Below are 18,100 nucleotides of genomic sequence, written 5' to 3'. Positions count from 1 at the left end.
GCAGGTGCCTCCCTGAACATTCACCGTGCACATATCGCGCCCCTGCCACTGTACGGGCCACCTCAGCAGGCAACTCGGGCCCGGGTTCCTCACACGATCGGATGAACAGCGGAGGAAGCCGCATCCACGGGCTGTGATGGCCGTTACATTCGCGCCGTTCACGAGGCCATAAGGGCTGCTCAAGGCAGGCCCGGAAGGCAGGAGACCGCACAGCCGATGACGGAACGACCCCCGCAGCGCACTCCCAACCGCCAGCTAGCCGCGCTCATCTCGGAAGCCGGGTTCTCCAATGCGGGCCTTGCCCGCCGCGTCGATCAGCTCGGCCTCGAACACGGCCTCGATCTGCGCTACGACAAGACGTCCGTGACCAGATGGCTGCGCGGGCAGCAGCCCCGCGGCACCACACCCGCACTGATCGCCGAGGTCTTCACCCGACGGCTCGGGCGGCGCCTGTCCGCCCAGGACCTCGGGCTCGACGCGTGCGCGCCGGTATACGCCGGGCTGGAGTTCGCCGCCACGCCCGAAGAGGCCGTCGACATCGTCGGGGGCCTGTGGCGCAAGGACTCCGGCAGCCACGCCGAACTGCGGAAGATCGCGTTCACCCCGGCCGGCCTCGTCGTGCCGAGCCGGGACTGGCTGATCGGCCGGGCCGACGAGCGCGTCGGGCGCGGGGAGACCGATCCCGGCCAGGTGCGCGTGCCCGCCCAGGGCCGCCCCGGCGTGCCCCGCCAGCGCAGGGAGTCCGACCGCGGCCCCGGCCAGCGCGTCACCAACGGCGACATCGCGGCGCTGCGCTCCGTCGGCGAGCTGTTCCGCGCGCTCGACAACGCCTACGGCGGCGGGCACGCACGCCAGGCCCTCGTCCGCTACCTGGAGCACGAGGCCGAGCCGATGCTCCGCGGCACCTACGGCGAGCAGGCCGGGCGGCGGCTCTTCGCGGCCGCCGCCGATCTGACCCGCCTCGCGGGCTGGACCTCGTACGACATCGCGGCCCACGGCCTCGCCCAGCGGTACTACGTCCAGGCGCTGCGCCTCTCGCAGGCGGCGGGCGACCGGGCGTACGGCTCGTACGTCCTGGTCACGATGAGCCGCCAGGCCGTCTACCTCGGGCACGGACGCGAGGCCGTGCAGCTCGCGCGCGTGGCCCAGCAGGGCGTCGGCTCCTCGGCGCCGCCCGTGGTGCAGTCCCTGCTGTACGCCGCCGAGGCGCGCGGGCACGGGGTGCTCGGCGAGGCGCGGGCCTGCGCGGCCTCCCTGGTGCGGGCCGAGCGGTCGCTCGAAGCGTCCCGGCCCGGCGACGAGGTGCCGTACTGGGCGCGGTTCTTCGACGAGGCGCAGCTCGCGGACGAGCAGGGGCACTGCTACCGCGACCTCCAGCAGTACCGCGCCGCCGCCCAGCACGCCGAGCGCTCGCTCCAGCTGCGCGCGCCCGGCTTCGCGCGCAGCCGCCTGTTCTGCCGGGTGGTGCTCGCCACCGCGCGGCTCGGCCTCGGCGAGCTGGAGCAGGCCTGCCAGCTCGGCGCGGAGGCGGCGCAGGCGGCGGCGGAGATGCGGTCCGCCCGGGCCCATGAGTACGTACGCGAATTCGAGCGCCGCCTTGAGCCGTACCGGGACGCGGCGCCGGTGCGGGGGTACCGCGATAGGCTCGCGGCCCTCGGGTGACCTCGCGCGCGACGGCGCTTCCCGGCGGTGCGGAGCTCACTTCAGACGCGCGGCCTCCGCCGGGGACAGCGCCTCGTCCCATGTGATCAGGTCATCCAGATCCCCGCGCAGACCGGCCTTCTCCGTCCCGATCGAACGCAGGGGGAGGGGCAGCGACGCGTCCACGGCGCCGACCCGGACCCCGTCGGCGTACAGGACCGTGTGCCCCGGCGTGGCCACCCACGTCAGCGCGTCGAGACCGCCGAAGCCGACGCCGTCCCGGTCGGAGTCGAACCGCCGGGCCCGGCCGCGCACGCCGGGCACGGGCGCCGGGTTGTCGATGATGTACGACGTGCCGTGCAGGCCACCGGCCACGTCCTCGGCGACGAGCGAGGTGTGGCCGCCGAGCGCCGTCCAGTCGGTGGGGCGGGGGACGACCGACGGTGGCGCGTCCGGCCCCGCGGGCTTGTCGGGGGAGGCGTCGGCCTGGGCGTTGGGCAGAGCGACAGCTCCCATCAATAAGCCGAGGACGATCGACACCACCGGCAAGGTGCGACGCACGTCAGTCCTCCCGCTGCTTGGCGATCCGGGGGGCCGTAATCGCGTATGGCAGGAGCGGCGAGGGGAGTTGCCGGGCCCTGTGAGGTGGCGGGGGCAGGAGGAAGCCCCCGCGTGGGGGAACGGGGGCTTCCGGGGAGCGGACCCAGAGATCGGAGGGGTCAGCCGGGGGAGCGGGGGCGGTCGGACAGTCCGCTTCGGCCTCAGGCCGCGGCGGGCAGTGGCTCCCGGGCGTACGCCGGTGCGATGCCGAAGTCGGTGAGTACCGCGTGTGCCGCGCGCCGCCCCGAGTGCAGGGCGCCCTGCACGGTGCTGGTGTCCCGGTGGTCCCCGCAGACGTAGAGCCCCGAGAGCAGGCGGACCGGGCGGCGCGGGTCGTGCGGCGGCGGCATCGCGGGCACGGCCTCGCGGGTGTGATGGACGGCGAGGAGTTCCCAGCGGTCGGTCGGGGCGCCGTACAGCGTGGCGAGGTGCGCGCGGACGGTCCGCTCGTCCGGCGGCGGGCCGAGCACCGTCGAGGAGACGAGGACGCGGTCGGCGGGCGCGCGCGACGGGTCGACCCGGCTGATGACGGACGTGTGGGCGACCGGGCCCGCGCGGTCGGCGTCCAGGAGCAGCGCGGGACCGTCGAGCGGCGGTTCGGGAGCGGTGTGGTGAAACACCGTCAGCTCGTGGAACGGCGGTACGCGCAGGCCGGGCAGCAGCTCGGCGGCGGCGCGGGCGTCGGTGGCGAGCAGCACGGCGCGGCAGGAGATCTCGCCGTGCTCGGCGGTGGTGACGGACGTCGTCGCCACCGAGGTGACGCGCACCCCGGTGCGGACCGTGCCCGGCGCCAGCGCCGCCGCGAGCAGCTCGGGCAGGACCTCGGCGCCGCCTTCCGGTATGCAGAGCCGGCCGCGCGCGAAGGCGTGCAGGGCGAGGTCCGCGCACCGGCTCGAGGTGGTCAGACCGGGGTCGCAGAGCAGTGCGGAGAGCAGCGGACGCAGGAAGCCGTCGATGGTGCGGGAGGGCAGCCCGCGCGCGGCCAGGGCGCGTGCCGCCGGCAGTTCGGGGCGGGCCAGCAGGCGCTCGACGGGGTCGCCGCGAGGCGGGCGAGCGCGGCGCCGAGCCGGGCCTGGTCGAGGGGCCGCCGAGCGGGGCGGCGGTGCGCGGTGCCGCACCGGAGACGGTCCGTGCGGGCCGCGGCACGCGGGGGCGCTCGCGAGGGCGCGCGCCGCCGTGAGCGCGCCCTCGCGCTCCGTCCCGACAGCGGCTCGGCCGCGCGGTGGCGGCGGCCGTCGCTGTGCACCAGCAGGCCCGGCGCGAAGGGACGCAGGACGAGCGCGTCGAGGCCCGGCGTGCGGCGCAGCTCCGGATACGAGGTGGTGAGCAGCTGCCCGATCCTGTCGAGCCGGAAGCCGTCGACCTTCTCGGTCGACATGCGACCGCCGACGTGAGGGGCGGCCTCCAGGACGACGGTCGTCACACCGGCGCTGGTCAGCCGATGCGCGGCCGAGAGCCCCGCGGCCCCGGCCCCCACGATGACGACATCCGCATGGTGCGCTGGCTCTAGCACGTGCCCTCCCAGAGGTCGCGCGGCTGGTGGGGAGCTGATGCCCTCGACGAGGCGCCGGAATCCCCGACTTCGGGACGAGGGTAGGAGCGGGCCGGGCCCGGGGCAGTCGCGCACGCACCGGGCACGGTCGCACGCCGGTCGCACGCGGCGAGGTCCCCAAGGCCCCTTCACCTCAGGGCGGCCCGCAGCGTCTCCTCGATGCCGGGGTACGTGAACGTGAAGCCGGAGTCCAGCAGGCGCCTCGGCACGACCCGCTGGCTCGCCAGGACATCGCCCGCCATCTCGCCGAGCACCAACCGCAGCGCGGGCGCCGGTGCCGTGAGGAGCGTGGGCCGCTTCAGCACCCGCCCCATCGCGGCCGTCACCTCGGCGTTGGTGAGCGGATCGGGCGCCGTGAGGTTCACCGGGCCCGACAACGACTCCGTGTCGAGGAGATGGCGCAGCGCGGCGACCTCGTCGTGCAGGGAGATGTAGCTCCAGTACTGCCTGCCGTTGCCCAGGCGGCCGCCGAGACCCGCCTTGAAGAGCGGGAACAGGCGCGCCCAGGCGCCGCCCTCGCGCGCCACCACCAGGCCGTTGCGGGCATGGACGGTACGGATGCCCGCCGCCTCGGCGGCCGCGGTGGCCGCCTCCCACTCCACGCACAGGGACGGCAGGAAGCCCTGCCCGGCGGGGGCGCTCTCGTCCACCGCGCGCTGACCGGTGTCTCCGTAGTAGCCGATCGCGCTCGCGTTCACGAACACGCGCGGCGGTACGTCGAGCGAGGCCGCCGTGGCGGTGAGCGTGCCGGTGCCGAGGACCCGGCTGTCGCGCAGCTCCCGTTTGTAGGCGTCCGTCCAGCGGTGGCCGCCGATGCCCGCGCCCGCGAGGTTGACGACCGCGGTGCAGCCCGTCAGGCCCACCGCGTCGACGTACCCCTCCTCGGGGTCCCAGCGCACCTCGTCCTTGCCGCGGGGCGCTCTGCGCACCAGCCGGACCACCTCGTGCCCGTCCGCTGCGAGGGAGCGGGTGAGCGCGGTGCCGATGAGCCCGGAGGCGCCGGCGACGGCCACCCGGTACGGCTGCGGGGAACGCTGCGGCTGTGTGGGTTCCATGGCTCCATCCTGCCTCCGAACGGCCCGGCGGGCCCCGTCGCGGGACTCCGTGGCGGCTGCCCGGGAAAGCCCGGTGGGCGGGGCGGGCGCCGCCGTACAGTGGCGCCATGACGGACATGCACATACGCACCGCGCTGCCCGAGGACGACGACGCCCTCGCCCGTCTCGACCGCGCCACGTGGTCCACCCTGCACGCCGTGCAGCCCCGCCCCGAGCCTCCCTACGAGCCCTTCTTCAACGACCGGTTCGGCCCCCACGACCACCTCGTCGCCGAGCTGGAGGGGCGGCTCGTCGGCTATGTGAAGCTCGGGTTCCCCACGCCGCTCGCCGTCAACGCCCACGTCCGCCAGATCCAGGGCTTCGTCGTGGCCGAGGACGTGCGCGGCACGGGGGTCGGCAGGCGGCTGCTCCGGGCCGCCATGGACGAGGCCCGCAGACAGGGCGCCATCCGCCTCACGCTGCGGGTCCTCGGACACAACACCCCGGCCCGCAAGCTCTACGAAGCGGAGGGCTTCGTGATCGAGGGCGTGCTGCCCGGCGAGTTCCTGCTGGACGGCGCGTACGTCGACGACGTGCTGATGGGCCGCCCTCTGTGACCGGTGGGACACCGCACCCGACGGACCGGCCCGGCGTGCGGTGTCCCCGCGCGCGTAGGAGCGTGAAGAGATGATCAGGGCTGCGGCCAGACGGCGCGACGCGGAGGAGCGCGACTGGCTGCTGCGCGGAACGCCGCCCCCGCCCTGGCTGCGCTGGCCGCCGCCGCTGCTCCTGGTGGTGATCACCCTCCTCCAGTGGCTCACCCCCGAGACGGTGGACCTCACCTTCCTGGTCGTGGCCGCGCCGCCGCTGGCCGCCCTGTCGTACGGGCCCGCCGCCACCGCGCTGATGGGCGGTGCCGTGGTCGTGCTGCTCTTGCTGCCCGACTTCGGGCTCGGCCGTCCCGGCAACAGCGACGCCCTGACGATCGCCTTCATCGCCCTGCTCAGTGTGGTCTTCGCATGGGTGCGCAGCCGCCGCGAGGCCCAGCTCGTCACGGTCCGCACGGTCGCCGAGGCGGCCCAGTTCGCGGTGCTGCCGCCGCTGCCGGAACGGGTCGGGCGCGTGCGGTTCGCGGGCCTGTACCAGGCCGCGCAGCACGAGTCGCTGGTCGGCGGCGACTTCTTCGACGTACGCAGGGGGCCGGGGGTCGTCCGGGCCCTCATCGGTGATGTGCGGGGGCACGGTCTTGCCGCCGTCGGCACGGTCGCCGCGCTGCTCGGCGCCTTCCGCGAGGCGGTCCTCGACCAGCCCGACCTGGAGGGCGTCGCGGCCCGCCTCGACCGCAGGCTCGTCGTCGACTCGGAGGGCGACGAGCACGCCGAGCTGTTCGCCACGGCCGTGCTCCTCGAGTTCCCCGACGACTCCACCGTCGTCCGCGTCGTCTCCTGCGGCCATCCGCCGCCGCTGTTGCTGCGCGGCCCCGAGGTCATCGAGCTGCCGGTGGCGTCAGCGCCTCCGCTCGGCCTCGGCATCTCGGGCCTCGCCCCGCCCGAACAGCTGACGGTGCCGCTGCTCGCCGGGGACCGGCTGTTCGGCCTGACCGACGGGGTGAGCGAGGCGCGCGACGCGTCCGGCACGTTCTATCCGCTGGCCGAGCGGATCAGCGAGATGGTGAAGGCGGACCCGGCGACCCTGGACGACCCCGCAGGCCTCACGGAGCGGGTGTGGTTGGACGTGCTGCGCTTCGCGGGGACGGTGCGCGATGACGTGACTGGGCGCCGCCGCACCGCTCACCACCCCGGGCCCATGAGGCGGTCCAGGCACCGCGCCGCGAGGTCCGCGGGGGAGCCGGGGCCCGTGACGTCCGCGTCCGTCTCCGACCAGGTCTCCAGGGCGATCCGGATGGCGGCGGTCGCGGCGGCCGCGGCGAGGCGGACCTGGAGCGGACCCGGTCCTACGCCCACGCGCTCAGCGACGAGCGGGCGGAGCAATTCCTCGGACTCCTGGTTCACGCGGTACCAGACCGCCCGCAGCGCCAGGTCCCCGCGGCTGCGCGCAGCCCGCGCGTCTGGCGCAGCCCGTCCGCCGCCGCCTCGTCCGGCGCGGCGAGCGCCTCGCGGACCGCCGCCCGCAGCGCGTCGGGCAGGGCCACCGCCGGATCCGTCGCGGCCAGCAGCGCCCGCCACCGCTGCCCACCGACGGCGAGCAGCGGTCCTACGGCGTCCTGCTTGGCGCGGAAGTACCGGTAGAAGGTGCGCAGCCCGACCCCGGCCCGCCGCGCGATGGCCTCGGCCGTGGTGCCGTCGGTGCCCCGCGCGACGAACAGCTCGGCCGCGGCGTGGGCGATCTCCAGCTGCGTGGCCAGCTTGCGGCGCTCGGTGAGGGTCAGGCCCTGTGTGCTCACCACGGCAGAGTACGCGGCTCACACCAGCACACCGGCACCGTGGGCCTAGATGGCACATTGTGCCACCCAGGCGTACTGTGAAGGACGTGCCCGGGGAAGCGAGCCCGGGAGAAGCGAGCGGAGCCGAGAGCTCCAGGAGTGGGAGTACGACATGCAGACCCTGAACCGTTACGAGGGACGCCGCGCCCTGGTCACCGGCGGCGGCTCCGGCATCGGGCAGGCGACCGTGCTGCGCATGCTGGCCGAGGGCGGCAGGGTCGTCGCCGCCGACGTCAGCGAGGACGGCCTGAAGGACACTGCCGCCAAGGCGGGCACGGACGCGGAGCGCCTCACCACCGCCGTCGTGAACATCGCCGACGAGGCCTCGGTCCGCGCCGGTGTCGCCACCGCCACGGCCGCGCTCGGGGGCCTCGACGTCCTGGTCAACGCCGCGGGCATTCTGCGCTCCTCGCACACCCACGAGACCACCCTCGACGCCTTCAACCAGGTCATCGCCGTCAACCTCACCGGCACCTTCCTGATGATCCGCGAGGCGATACCGGCGCTGCTCCGGGGCGAGGGCTCCGCCGTCGTCAACTTCAGCTCCACCTCGGCGATGTTCGCCCACCCGTACATGGCGGCGTACGCGGCCAGCAAGGGCGGCATCCAGTCCATGACGCACGCCCTCGCCGCCGAGTACGCGAAGCAGGGCATCCGGTTCACCGCCGTCCAGCCCGGCTCCATCTCCTCCGGGATGACGGACGGTTCGGGCGCGAGCCGGCAGAGCCTTGGCCCCGGTCTGCCCGAGGACGCCGACATGAGCCTGTTCGTGAAGCTGGCGCCCGCCCTCGGCCAGGGCTTCGCCGGTCCCGAGACCGTCGCGTCCGTCGTGGCCATGCTCGCCTCGGACGACGGCCGCTTCATCACCGGCACCGAGGTGCGCATCGACGGCGGCACCCACTACTGAACCGCGCGGCCGCGGCTCAGTCGCTCATGAAGCGGCCCCACAGCTTCGGATAGCGCTGCGCCATCACCGCGTCGTCCTCGAAGTCCACGGGCGTGCCCACCGGTTCGGGCGGGGCGGGCAGGATGCCGAGGTCCGGTGCGACGAGGCCGGTGAGCTGCTCGTACGCCTCATCGGCCGCGTAACCGAGCTCCTCGCCGTCGCCGTCCAGCTCCTCGTCGAAGTCGTCCAGGAGATCGGCGAGCGCGTCGGGGTCGTGCAGGGCGCCCTCGAAGACCTCCCGGCCCTGGCCGATCAGCCAGCACCGGAAGTAGTCGAAGGCGTCGTCGCTCGCGCCGCCGAGCAGCACCCAGGCGGCGCCCCACAGGTCCCAGCGGTAGGCGCGGTTGTACCGGGCCTCGAAGTGGCGGGCGAAGTCGAGGACGGAGTCCGGGTCGTGCCGCAGCAGTCTCTCGACGAGCAGCTCGGCGTGGTCCTCGGGGTCGCCGCCGGCGGCCTCGCGGGTGCTGTCCACGATCTCCCAGAACTCCGTCTCGTCCATCACGGGTCCAGCATCGGCCCTGCGGAGTGGGGGCGCACGCGGAGTGCGCCGGAATGCGGCTGTCTCGTTATGCGCGCACATGCCGATGGAAAGACCGACAGGAGTTGTCGCCTTTTGGTGGAAGCCTCAAGGACATGGAGACCACACAGCAAGCGACCCGCTCCGCACGGCCGCTGACCGGAAGGATCGCCCTCGTCGCCGGTGCCACGCGCGGCGCGGGCCGCGCCATGGCCGTGGAACTGGGCCGTGCCGGAGCCACCGTCTACGTCACGGGACGCACCACGCGCGAGCGCGTCAGCGAGGTCGGCCGCAGCACCGAGACCATCGAGGAGACCGCCGAGCTGGTCGACGCCGCCGGCGGCTCGGGCATCGCCGTGCCCACCGACCACCTGGAGCCCGCACAGGTCGCCTCCCTCGTCGAGCGGATCGACCGCGAGCAGGGCCGCCTGGACATCCTCGTCAACGACATCTGGGGCGGCGACCTGCACGTCGAGTGGGACAAGAAGATGTGGGAGCACGACCTCGACAAGGGCCTGCGCGTCCTGCGCCTCGGCATCGAGACCCACATCGTCACCAGCCGGTACGCGCTGCCGCTGCTCGTCAAGAACCCCGGCGGCCTGGTCGTCGAGGTCACCGACGGCACCGCCGAGTACAACGGCCCCCACTACCGCAAGCCCTTCTACTACGACCTCGCCAAGGCCGCCCCGCTGCGGATGGCCCGCGACCTCGCCGAGGAGCTGGCGGAGTACGGCTGCACGGCCCTCGCGCTGTCCCCCGGCTGGCTGCGCTCCGAAGCCATGCTCGACACCCACTTCAAGGTGACCGAGGAGAACTGGCGGGCGGGCTGCGAGCAGAACCCGCACTTCGCGATCTCCGAGACGCCCGCCTTCGTCGGCCGGGCGCTCGTCGCCCTCGCCGCCGACCCCGACGTGGCCCGCCACAACGGCGCGTCGCTCTCCAGCGGCGGTCTCGCCAAGGAGTACGGCTTCACCGACGTCGACGGCTCGGCGCCCGACGCCTGGCGGTACATCACGGAGGTCGACCAGGAGAGCGGCACGGCGGACGTCACCGGCTATCGGTAGAGCTACCGGTACAGCGATCGCGGTCCAGCTCCGCGGTACAGCTACCGGTAGAGCGCCGCCGAGCGCGCCGCCGCTTCCGCGAACCGCTCCCGCAGCGTGGCGGGCTCCAGCACCTCCACCTCCGGGCCGAGCGCCATGAGCTGCGTGTACGCCACGTCGTCGCTCTCGACGGGCAGGGTGGCCGTCACCCTGCCCGTCGCGTCGGGCTCACCGGCGCTCTCCATGGCCTCCCGCGCCACCACCCGGTCGGTGGCGTACGGCAGCTGACGCACGCCCGCCTCGGTGAGCCGCACCACGACCTCCGTCCGCAGGATCGCCCGCGCGAACTGCGCCGCCCGCTCCTCCCAGAAGGCCGGCAGGTCGAACTCCTCGTCCCGTATGAAGCGTTCCTCGCCGACGGCGACCGCGGTGAACCGGTCGATGCGGTACACGCGGTGCGAGCCGGAATCGGGCACCCGTGCGCACAGATACCAGACGCCCGCCTTGAGCACGAGCCCGTACGGCTCCAACTCCCGCTCCACCTCGCCCTGTTGGCGGCGGTAGCGGGCGGTGATCCGCCGGTCGTCCCAGACCGCGTCCGCGACGGCGGGCAGCAGCTCGGGCGCGGGCGACTCCTTGAACCAGCCCGGCGCGTCCAGATGGAACCGCTGCGAGGCGCTGTGCGGGGCGTCCCGCAGCGAGGGCATGAGCGCCGCCGACACCTTCAGACGGGCCGCCGAGGCCGCGTCCTCAAGACCCATCTCCCGCAGCGCGCCCGGCACCCCGGAGAGGAACAGCGCCTCGGCCTCGCTGCGGCCGAGCCCGGTGAGCCGCGTGCGGTAGCCGCCGATGAGCCGGTAGCCGCCGGTCCGCCCCCGGTCGGCGTAGACGGGCACGCCCGCCTCCGACAGCGCCTGCGCGTCCCGCGTGATGGTGCGCTCCGACACCTCCAGCTCGGCGGCCAGCTCGGCGGCGGTCATGGAGGGCCGGGCCTGGAGCAGGAGCACCATCTTGATCAGGCGGGCAGCGCGCATGGCGTCCATGATGCCGTCCCGCACACACGGGTGCGGGCCCCCGCCGATGGCAGGGGCCCGCATCGACGTACCGAGTGCCTACAGGCCGTATTTGGCCCGGGCCTCCTTCACCGCGGACGCGGGCACCTCGCCGCGGCGGGCGAGCTGCGCGAGCGCCGCGACGACGATCGACTCCGCGTCGATGCCGAAGTGGCGGCGCGCCGCGTCACGCGTGTCGGAGAGGCCGAAGCCGTCCGCGCCGAGCGAGGAGTAGTCCTGCTCGACCCACTGCGCGATCTGGTCCGGGACCTGGCGCATGTAGTCGGAGACCGCGAGCACCGGGCCCTGCGCGCCCTCCAGCGCCGTACGGATGTAGGGGGTGCGCTCCTCGCCGCGCAGCAGCGCCTCGTCCGCCTCCAGGGCGTCACGGCGCAGCTCGGTCCAGGACGTCGCGGACCACACGTCGGCGGCCACGCCCCACTCCTCGGCGAGCATCTGCTGGGCCTTCAGGGTCCAGTGGATGGCGGTGCCGGAGCCGAGCAGCTGGATGCGCGCGGCGTTGGCCGCAGGGGAGAGGCCCGCGGACTCCGCCGTGTTGAAGCGGTAGAGGCCGCGCACGATGCCCTCGTCGACGCCCGCGGGCTTCGCGGGCTGCGGCATGGGCTCGTTGTAGACGGTGAGGTAGTAGAAGACGTTCTGGTCCTCGCCCTCGTGGGCCTCGCCGTACATGCGGCGCAGACCCTCCTTGACGATCGCGGCGATCTCGTACGCGAACGCCGGGTCGTAGGAGAGCGCGGCCGGGTTGGTCGCCGCGATCACCGGTGAGTGACCGTCCGCGTGCTGGAGGCCCTCACCCGTCAGCGTCGTACGGCCGGCCGTGGCGCCGACGAGGAAGCCGCGGCCGAGCTGGTCGCCGAGCTGCCACATCTGGTCGGCCGTGCGCTGCCAGCCGAACATCGAGTAGAAGATGTAGAAGGGGATCATCGCTTCGCCGTGCGTCGCGTACGACGTGGACGCGGCGATGAAGTCCGCCATGGAACCGGCCTCGGTGATCCCCTCGTTGAGGATCTGGCCGTCCTTGGCCTCCTTGTAGTACATCAGCTGGTCGCGGTCGACCGGCTCGTACGTCTGGCCCTTCGGCGAGTAGATGCCGAGCGAGGGGAAGAGCGACTCCATGCCGAAGGTGCGCGCCTCGTCGGGGACGATCGGCACCCAGCGCTTGCCGGTCTCCTTGTCGCGTACGAGGTCCTTGACCAGGCGTACGAACGCCATGGTCGTCGCCACGTTCTGCGAGCCGGAGCCCTTGTCGAAGGAGGCGAACGTCTTGTCCGCGGCGGCCGGCAGCGGGGCCAGCGGCTGCGTGCGGCGGGCCGGGGCCGGGCCGCCGAGGGCCGCGCGGCGCTCCTGGAGGTAGCGGACCTCGGGGGAGTCGGCGCCGGGGTGGCCGTAGGGCACCTGGCCGTCGACGAAGGCGCTGTCCGGGATCGGCAGCTCGAGGAGGTCCCGCATGTCCTTGAACTCGTCCACCGTCAGCTTCTTCATCTGGTGGTTGGCGTTCTTGGACTCGAAGCCCTTGCCGAGCGTGAAGCCCTTGACCGTCTGCGCGAGGATCACGGTCGGCGCGCCCTTGTGGGTGAGCGCCGCACGGTAGGCCGCGTAGACCTTGCGGGCCTCGTGGCCGCCGCGCGAGAGGTGGAAGCACTCGCTGATCTTGTCGTCGCTCAGCAGCTTGCCCAGCTCGACGAGCGCGGGCTCGGAGCCGAAGAAGTGCTCGCGGATGTAGGCGGCGTCGCGCGTCGCGTACGTCTGGAACTGTGCGTCCGGCACCTCGCGCAGGCGGCGGACCAGGGCGCCGGTGGTGTCGAGCTGGAACAGCTCGTCCCAGGCGTTGCCCCACAGGACCTTGATGACGTTCCAGCCGGCGCCGCGGAACTGGGCCTCCAGCTCCTGCACCACGCGGAAGTTGGCGCGGACCGGGCCGTCGAGGCGCTGGAGGTTGCAGTTGATGACGTACGTGAGGTTGTCGAGACCCTCGCGCGCGGCCAGTGCGAGGGCCGCCGTCGACTCGGGCTCGTCCATCTCGCCGTCACCGAGGAACGCCCACACGTGCGAGGCGGAGACGTCCTTGATGCCGCGGTTGGTGAGGTAGCGGTTGAAGCGCGCCTGGTAGATCGCCGACAGCGGGCCGAGGCCCATGGAGACCGTCGGGAACTCCCACAGCCAGGGCAGGCGGCGCGGGTGCGGGTAGGACGGCAGGCCGTTGCCGCCCGCCTCCTGGCGGAAGTTGTCGAGCTGCGCCTCGTTCAGACGGCCGTCGAGGAAGGCGCGGGCGTAGATGCCGGGGGAGGCGTGGCCCTGGATGTAGAGCTGGTCGCCGGAGCCGGCGGCCTCGCCGGACTCCTTGCCCTTGAAGAAGTGGTTGAAGCCGGTCTCGTACAGCCAGGCGGCGGACGCGAAGGTCGCGATGTGGCCGCCGACGCCGTGCTTCGAACCGCGGGTGACCATCGCGGCCGCGTTCCAGCGGTTCCACGCGGTGATCTTCCGCTCCATCTCCTCGTCACCCTCGACGGCGGGCTCGGCGGAGGTGGGAATGGTGTTGACGTAGTCGGTCTCGAGGAGCTTGGGCAGCGCCAGGCCCGCGCCCTCGGCACGCTCCAGCGTGCGGCGCATCAGGTACGCGGCACGGTGCGGCCCGGCCGCCTGGGTAACGGCGTCCAGGGAGGCCTGCCATTCGGCGGTCTCCTCGGGGTCGCGGTCCGGGAGCTGGTCGAGCTCGCTCGGCTGGATTGCGGAGGGGTCGGTCATTGCGCCGCCTTCCTGAGTCGGAGGGGGTCCCCTGTTCGGTAAGGGGTGGGGGTGCCCGTTGTCTTTGGCAGGACAGGGCGTGAGGTTCTGGTGGGGAGTCGTTTGTGCGGCTCCGCCACAACCCCGTCGGAGACTGTAACTCCGTGATCGATGATCGATCAAAGGGTTGAAGGCGAAAACCTCTCCATACCGAGAAAGTAGGCATCCGGTGCCAGCAAAGCGGGCACGCGGTGCCTTCGATTTGAAGGGTTTACGCAGGTGGGAGCACGTCTGCGGCCACGGGGACACGGATGAGCGGACGACCGGGGCTCAGGCCCGCGGGGCGCACCCCAGGACGTGGGACTTGACCAGCTCCGCGATGGCCGGATCACGCCGCCGGAAGGCGGACACCAGCGCCTCGTGCTCCTCCGCGTACGACTGCTGGACCGTGCCCAGCCAGCGGATCGACAGGGCGGTGAAGACCTCGATGCCGAGGCCCTCCCAGGTGTGCAGCAGCACGGAGTTGTCCGCGGCCCGCACCAGCTCCCGGTGGAAGGCCACGGTGTGCCGCACCTGCCCGGTGCCGTCGGCGGCGCGGTCCGCCTCGTAGAGGGCCGCGACATGGGGCTCCAGGGCCGAGCAGTCCTCGGCGAGGCGCTCGGCCGCCAGCTCGGCGGCGATCGCCTCCAGGCCCGCCCGCACGGGGTAGCTCTCCTCCAGGTCGGCGGCGGTCAGGTTCCGTACGCGCACGCCCTTGTTGGGCGCCGATTCGATGAGCCGCAGCGTCTCCAGCTCCCGCAGCGCCTCGCGCACCGGGGTCTGCGAGACCTCCAGCTCCACGGCGATCCGACGCTCCACGATGCGCTCGCCCGGCTTCCAGCGCCCGCTGACGATCCCCTCGACGATGTGCTCGCGGATCTGTTCGCGCAGCGAGTGAACGACGGGCGCGGTCATGAGAGCTCCTCCGGCAGGGGCTGCGGACCCCAAGGGCGTGTGACCCCTAGACAATACGGCGACGCCCCCGCCCGGATAACTCCGAACGGGGGCGTACGTGCTGATGAGACGAGTGTTACAGCCTCACCGGGCGCCGGTACTACAGGCCGAGCTCGACCTCGAACTCGCCGGCTTCCAGGATCGCCTTGACGGCGGTCAGGTAGCGGGCGGCGTCGGCTCCGTCGACCAGGCGGTGGTCGTAGGAGAGCGAGAGGTACGTCATGTCCCGTACGGCGATGGTCTCGCCGAGGTCGGGGTGGTTGATGACGACCGGGCGCTTGACGGTGGCGCCGATGCCGAGGATGGCGGCCTGGTTCGGCGGCACGATGACCGTGTCGAACAGGGCGCCGCGCGAGCCGGTGTTGGAGATGGTGAAGGTGGCGCCCGACATGTCGTCCGGGGTGAGGCCGCCGCCGCGGGCCTTGCCGGCCAGTTCGGCGGTCTTCTTGGAGATGCCGGCGATGTTGAGGTCGCCCGCGCCCTTGATGACCGGGGTCATCAGGCCCTTCTCGGCGTCGACGGCGATGCCGATGTTCTCCGCGTCGAAGTAGGTGATGGTGCCTTCGTCGTCGTTGATGCGGGCGTTGATGACCGGGTGGGCCTTCAGTGCCTGGGCGGCGGCCTTGACGAAGAACGGCATCGGGGACAGTTTGACGCCCTCGCGGGCGGCGAAGGCGTCCTTGGCCTTGGCGCGCAGCTTCATCAGCTTGGTGATGTCGACCTCGACGACCGAGGTCAGCTGGGCCTGCGAGTGCAGGGCCTTCATCATGTTGTCGCCGATGACCTTGCGCATGCGGGTCATCTTGACGGTCTGCCCGCGCAGCGGGGACGCCTCCAGGGCCGGGGCCTTGGGGGCGCTCGGCGCGGCGGCGGCCGGGGCCGGGGCGGCCTTCTTGGCCTCGGCGGCGGCGATGACGTCCTGCTTGCGGATGCGGCCGCCGACACCGGAACCGGTGACCTCGGAGAGGTTCACGCCGTTCTCGGACGCCAGCTTGCGGACCAGCGGGGTCACGTAGGCGCCGTCGTCGGCCGGGGCCGACTGCTGGGCCAGGGCGGCGGGAGCCTGCGCCGGGCGGCGCTGCGCCGGAGCCGGAGCGGCAGCGGCGGGCTGGGCCGGGGCGGCGGGAGCGGCAGCCGGAGCGGCGGGCTGGGCCGGAGCCGGGGCCTCCTGCTTGGGGGCCTCCTGCTTCGGGGCCTCCTGCTTCGGGGCCTCCTGCTTCGGAGCCTCCTGCTTGGGGGCCTCCTGCTGCGCGGGGGCGGCCGGGGCCTCCTCCTTGGCCGGGGCCGGGGCGGCACCGGGCGCACCGACGACGGCGAGCTTCGCGCCGACCTCGGCGGTCTCGTCCTCGCCGACGACGATCTCCAGGAGAACGCCCGAGACGGGCGAGGGGATCTCGGTGTCGACCTTGTCCGTCGAGACCTCCAGGAGGGGCTCGTCGGCCGCGACCTCCTCGCCGACCTCCTTCAGCCAACGGGTGACGGTGCCCTCGGTGACGGACTCGCCGAGCGCGGGCAGGGTGACCTCGGTGCCCTCGGCGGAACCGCCGGACTGGGCGGGGGCCTGCTGCTGGGGGGCCTCCTCCTGCGCGGGGGCGGCCGGGGCCTCCTCCTGCGCGGGGGCGGGGGCGGCCGGGGCCTCGGCCTGCGCCGGGGCGGCCGAACCGCCCGCGTCGCCCGAGCCGTCGTCGATGACGGCCAGCTCGGCGCCGACCTCGACCGTCTCGTCCTCGGCGACCTTGATGGAGGCCAGGATGCCCGAGGCGGGGGCCGGGATCTCGGTGTCGACCTTGTCGGTCGAGACCTCGAGCAGCGGCTCGTCGGCCTCGACGCGCTCGCCTTCGGCCTTCAGCCAACGGGTGACAGTGCCCTCGGTGACGCTCTCGCCGAGCGCCGGAAGGGATACGGAAACCGCCATGGTTTCAGTTGCTCCTTACAAAAGATTGGGGCCTCCCCTGCTCGAGCGTAGTCGAGAGCTTGGGGAAGGAAGTCTGGTCGTCGTCTCGTCGCGCCCGAAGACTGAAGATCAGTCGTGGGAGTGCAGCGGCTTGCCCGCGAGGGCCAGGTGGGCCTCGCCCAGCGCCTCGTTCTGCGTCGGGTGGGCGTGGATGAGCTGGGCGACCTCGGCCGGCAGCGCCTCCCAGTTGTAGATCAGCTGGGCCTCGCCGACCTGCTCGCCCATGCGGTCGCCGACCATGTGGACGCCGACCACGGCACCGTCCTTGACCTGGACGAGCTTGATCTCGCCCGCGGTCTTGAGGATCTTGCTCTTGCCGTTGCCCGCGAGGTTGTACTTGAGGGCGACGACCTTGTCCGCGCCGTAGATCTCCTTGGCCTTGGCCTCGGTGATGCCCACGGAGGCGACCTCGGGGTGGCAGTACGTCACCCGGGGCACGCCGTCGTAGTCGACCGGGACGGGCTTGAGACCGGCCAGGCGCTCCGCCACCAGCATGCCCTCGGCGAAGCCGACGTGCGCGAGCTGGAGCGTCGGCACCAGGTCGCCCACGGCCGAGATCGTCGGGACGTTGGTCTGCATGTACTCGTCGACCAGGACGTAGCCGCGGTCCATGGCGACGCCCTGCTCCTCGTAGCCGAGGCCCTGGGAGACCGGGCCGCGGCCGATGGCGACCAGGAGGACCTCGGCCTCGAAGGTCTTGCCGTCGGCGAGGGTGACGCGCACGCCGTTCTCGGTGTACTCGGCCTTCTCGAAGAAGGTGCCGAGGTTGAACTTGATGCCGCGCTTGCGGAACGCGCGCTCAAGGAGCTTGGAGCTGTTCTCGTCCTCGACGGGCACGAGGTGCTTGAGGCCCTCGATGACCGTGACGTCGGTCCCGAAGGACTTCCACGCCGAGGCGAACTCGACGCCGATGACGCCGCCGCCCAGGATGATCGCGGACTCCGGCACGCGGTCCAGGGTCAGCGCGTGGTCCGAGGAGATGATGCGGTTGCCGTCGATCTCCAGGCCCGGCAGCGACTTCGGCACGGAACCGGTCGCGAGGAGCACGTGGCGCCCCTGGATCCGCTGCCCGTTCACGTCCACGGAGGTCGGGGAGGAGAGCTTGCCCTCACCCTCGATGTACGTCACCTTGCGGGAGGCGACGAGTCCCTGGAGGCCCTTGTAGAGGCCGGAGATGACGTCGTCCTTGTACTTGTGGACGGCCGCGATGTCGATGCCCTCGAAGGTGGCCTTCACGCCGAACTGGTCGGCCTCGCGCGCCTGGTCGGCGATCTCGCCGGCGTGCAGCAGCGCCTTCGTGGGGATGCAGCCGTTGTGCAGGCAGGTGCCGCCGAGCTTGTTCTTCTCGATCAGGGCGACGTCCAGGCCCAGCTGCGCTCCGCGCAGGGCCGCGGCGTAACCGCCGCTACCGCCGCCGAGGATCACTAGGTCGAAAACGGTGCTGGCGTCGTTCGCCACGTCACGTCCTCCATGCATGTGCGCCGTACGCCGGACCCCTTTTGCGCGGGGGACGACCGGTCGGTCGGCTGGTATTCGGCCGCTCTTGTTTCGGCCCTTTGGTGGGGGCCCTGTCCTGCCGA

The 18,100-nt window shown here is 72.8% G+C and carries 12 protein-coding genes and 3 pseudogenes; 5 read left to right on the top strand and 10 right to left on the bottom strand.

The window, feature by feature from the left end; all coding sequences use genetic code 11:
- Positions 1-216 precede the first annotated feature (216 nt).
- On the top strand, positions 217-1,662 hold the full coding sequence (locus tag KKZ08_RS10640; protein WP_223774223.1) for a regulator: 1,446 nt from the start codon (positions 217-219) through the stop codon (positions 1,660-1,662).
- A 36-nt stretch (positions 1,663-1,698) separates the two neighbouring features.
- On the opposite strand, the gene KKZ08_RS10635 is transcribed toward KKZ08_RS10640, so the two are convergent.
- From KKZ08_RS10635 to KKZ08_RS10625, 3 genes and pseudogenes are all read right to left on the bottom strand, one after another.
- Positions 1,699-2,202: a hypothetical protein gene (locus KKZ08_RS10635; protein ID WP_223774222.1), complete on the bottom strand. Its 504-nt coding sequence runs from the start codon at positions 2,200-2,202 to the stop codon at positions 1,699-1,701.
- Positions 2,203-2,402: 200 nt separating this feature from the next.
- Positions 2,403-3,754, bottom strand: a pseudogene (locus KKZ08_RS10630) (FAD-dependent oxidoreductase).
- A 167-nt stretch (positions 3,755-3,921) separates the two neighbouring features.
- Positions 3,922-4,848: a TIGR01777 family oxidoreductase gene (locus KKZ08_RS10625; RefSeq protein WP_223774221.1), complete on the bottom strand. Its 927-nt coding sequence runs from the start codon at positions 4,846-4,848 to the stop codon at positions 3,922-3,924.
- 107 nt (positions 4,849-4,955) lie between these two features.
- On the opposite strand from KKZ08_RS10625, the gene KKZ08_RS10620 reads away from it, so the two are divergent.
- Complete coding sequence (locus KKZ08_RS10620; protein ID WP_223774220.1) at positions 4,956-5,444, top strand: GNAT family N-acetyltransferase; 489 nt, start codon at positions 4,956-4,958, stop codon at positions 5,442-5,444.
- A gap of 70 nt (positions 5,445-5,514) precedes the next feature.
- A pseudogene (locus tag KKZ08_RS10615) lies at positions 5,515-6,588 on the top strand (PP2C family protein-serine/threonine phosphatase); the annotation flags it as partial.
- A 29-nt stretch (positions 6,589-6,617) separates the two neighbouring features.
- Here the strand turns inward: KKZ08_RS10615 and KKZ08_RS10610 are convergent.
- A pseudogene (locus KKZ08_RS10610) lies at positions 6,618-7,231 on the bottom strand (TetR family transcriptional regulator).
- Between the two features lie 151 nt (positions 7,232-7,382).
- Between KKZ08_RS10610 and KKZ08_RS10605 the strand changes: the two are divergent.
- Positions 7,383-8,177, top strand: coding sequence for an SDR family NAD(P)-dependent oxidoreductase (locus tag KKZ08_RS10605; protein WP_223774219.1), 795 nt, complete (start codon positions 7,383-7,385; stop codon positions 8,175-8,177).
- A gap of 16 nt (positions 8,178-8,193) precedes the next feature.
- Here the strand turns inward: KKZ08_RS10605 and KKZ08_RS10600 are convergent, their stop codons facing one another.
- Positions 8,194-8,715 carry a DUF4240 domain-containing protein gene (locus tag KKZ08_RS10600; protein ID WP_223778990.1) on the bottom strand — a complete coding sequence of 174 codons (522 nt, stop codon included), beginning with the start codon at positions 8,713-8,715 and terminating at the stop codon, positions 8,194-8,196.
- Between the two features lie 134 nt (positions 8,716-8,849).
- Here KKZ08_RS10600 and KKZ08_RS10595 point away from each other — a divergent pair, with 134 nt between their 5' ends.
- Positions 8,850-9,797 carry an SDR family oxidoreductase gene (locus tag KKZ08_RS10595; protein ID WP_223774218.1) on the top strand — a complete coding sequence of 316 codons (948 nt, stop codon included), beginning with the start codon at positions 8,850-8,852 and terminating at the stop codon, positions 9,795-9,797.
- 41 nt (positions 9,798-9,838) lie between these two features.
- On the opposite strand, the gene KKZ08_RS10590 is transcribed toward KKZ08_RS10595, so the two are convergent.
- From KKZ08_RS10590 to lpdA, 5 genes are all read right to left on the bottom strand, one after another.
- On the bottom strand, positions 9,839-10,810 hold the full coding sequence (locus tag KKZ08_RS10590) for a WYL domain-containing protein (RefSeq protein ID WP_223774217.1): 972 nt from the start codon (positions 10,808-10,810) through the stop codon (positions 9,839-9,841).
- Between the two features lie 78 nt (positions 10,811-10,888).
- The gene (gene aceE / locus KKZ08_RS10585) at positions 10,889-13,594 is read right to left on the bottom strand and encodes a pyruvate dehydrogenase (acetyl-transferring), homodimeric type (RefSeq protein WP_223774216.1); all 2,706 of its coding nucleotides are present in this window, start codon (positions 13,592-13,594) and stop codon (positions 10,889-10,891) included.
- Between the two features lie 309 nt (positions 13,595-13,903).
- Complete coding sequence (locus KKZ08_RS10580) at positions 13,904-14,527, bottom strand: GntR family transcriptional regulator (protein WP_223774215.1); 624 nt, start codon at positions 14,525-14,527, stop codon at positions 13,904-13,906.
- Positions 14,528-14,666: 139 nt separating this feature from the next.
- Positions 14,667-16,481, bottom strand: coding sequence for a 2-oxoglutarate dehydrogenase, E2 component, dihydrolipoamide succinyltransferase (sucB, locus tag KKZ08_RS10575; RefSeq protein ID WP_223774214.1), 1,815 nt, complete (start codon positions 16,479-16,481; stop codon positions 14,667-14,669).
- Positions 16,482-16,589: 108 nt separating this feature from the next.
- Complete coding sequence (lpdA, locus tag KKZ08_RS10570) at positions 16,590-17,978, bottom strand: dihydrolipoyl dehydrogenase (RefSeq protein WP_127910359.1); 1,389 nt, start codon at positions 17,976-17,978, stop codon at positions 16,590-16,592.
- Positions 17,979-18,100 lie beyond the last annotated feature (122 nt).

The organism is Streptomyces sp. 135 (assembly GCF_020026305.1).
In the GTDB taxonomy this organism is placed as follows: Bacteria; Actinomycetota; Actinomycetes; order Streptomycetales; family Streptomycetaceae; genus Streptomyces.
The sequence above is the reverse complement of the archived record's forward strand: the minus strand, read 5'-3'. Positions and strand labels throughout refer to the sequence as shown.

What these genes read in the sequence shown, in the direction of transcription:
- KKZ08_RS10620 (WP_223774220.1), top strand. Translation starts at nt 4,956, where the DNA reads ATGACGGACATGCACATACGCACCGCGCTGCCCGAGGACGACGACGCC.
- KKZ08_RS10625 (WP_223774221.1), bottom strand. Translation starts at nt 4,848, where the DNA reads ATGGAACCCACACAGCCGCAGCGTTCCCCGCAGCCGTACCGGGTGGCC.
- KKZ08_RS10640 (WP_223774223.1), top strand. Translation starts at nt 217, where the DNA reads ATGACGGAACGACCCCCGCAGCGCACTCCCAACCGCCAGCTAGCCGCG.
- KKZ08_RS10595 (WP_223774218.1), top strand. Translation starts at nt 8,850, where the DNA reads ATGGAGACCACACAGCAAGCGACCCGCTCCGCACGGCCGCTGACCGGA.
- KKZ08_RS10600 (WP_223778990.1), bottom strand. Translation starts at nt 8,715, where the DNA reads ATGGACGAGACGGAGTTCTGGGAGATCGTGGACAGCACCCGCGAGGCC.
- sucB (WP_223774214.1), bottom strand. Translation starts at nt 16,481, where the DNA reads ATGGCGGTTTCCGTATCCCTTCCGGCGCTCGGCGAGAGCGTCACCGAG.
- KKZ08_RS10605 (WP_223774219.1), top strand. Translation starts at nt 7,383, where the DNA reads ATGCAGACCCTGAACCGTTACGAGGGACGCCGCGCCCTGGTCACCGGC.
- aceE (WP_223774216.1), bottom strand. Translation starts at nt 13,594, where the DNA reads ATGACCGACCCCTCCGCAATCCAGCCGAGCGAGCTCGACCAGCTCCCG.
- KKZ08_RS10590 (WP_223774217.1), bottom strand. Translation starts at nt 10,810, where the DNA reads ATGCGCGCTGCCCGCCTGATCAAGATGGTGCTCCTGCTCCAGGCCCGG.
- KKZ08_RS10580 (WP_223774215.1), bottom strand. Translation starts at nt 14,527, where the DNA reads ATGACCGCGCCCGTCGTTCACTCGCTGCGCGAACAGATCCGCGAGCAC.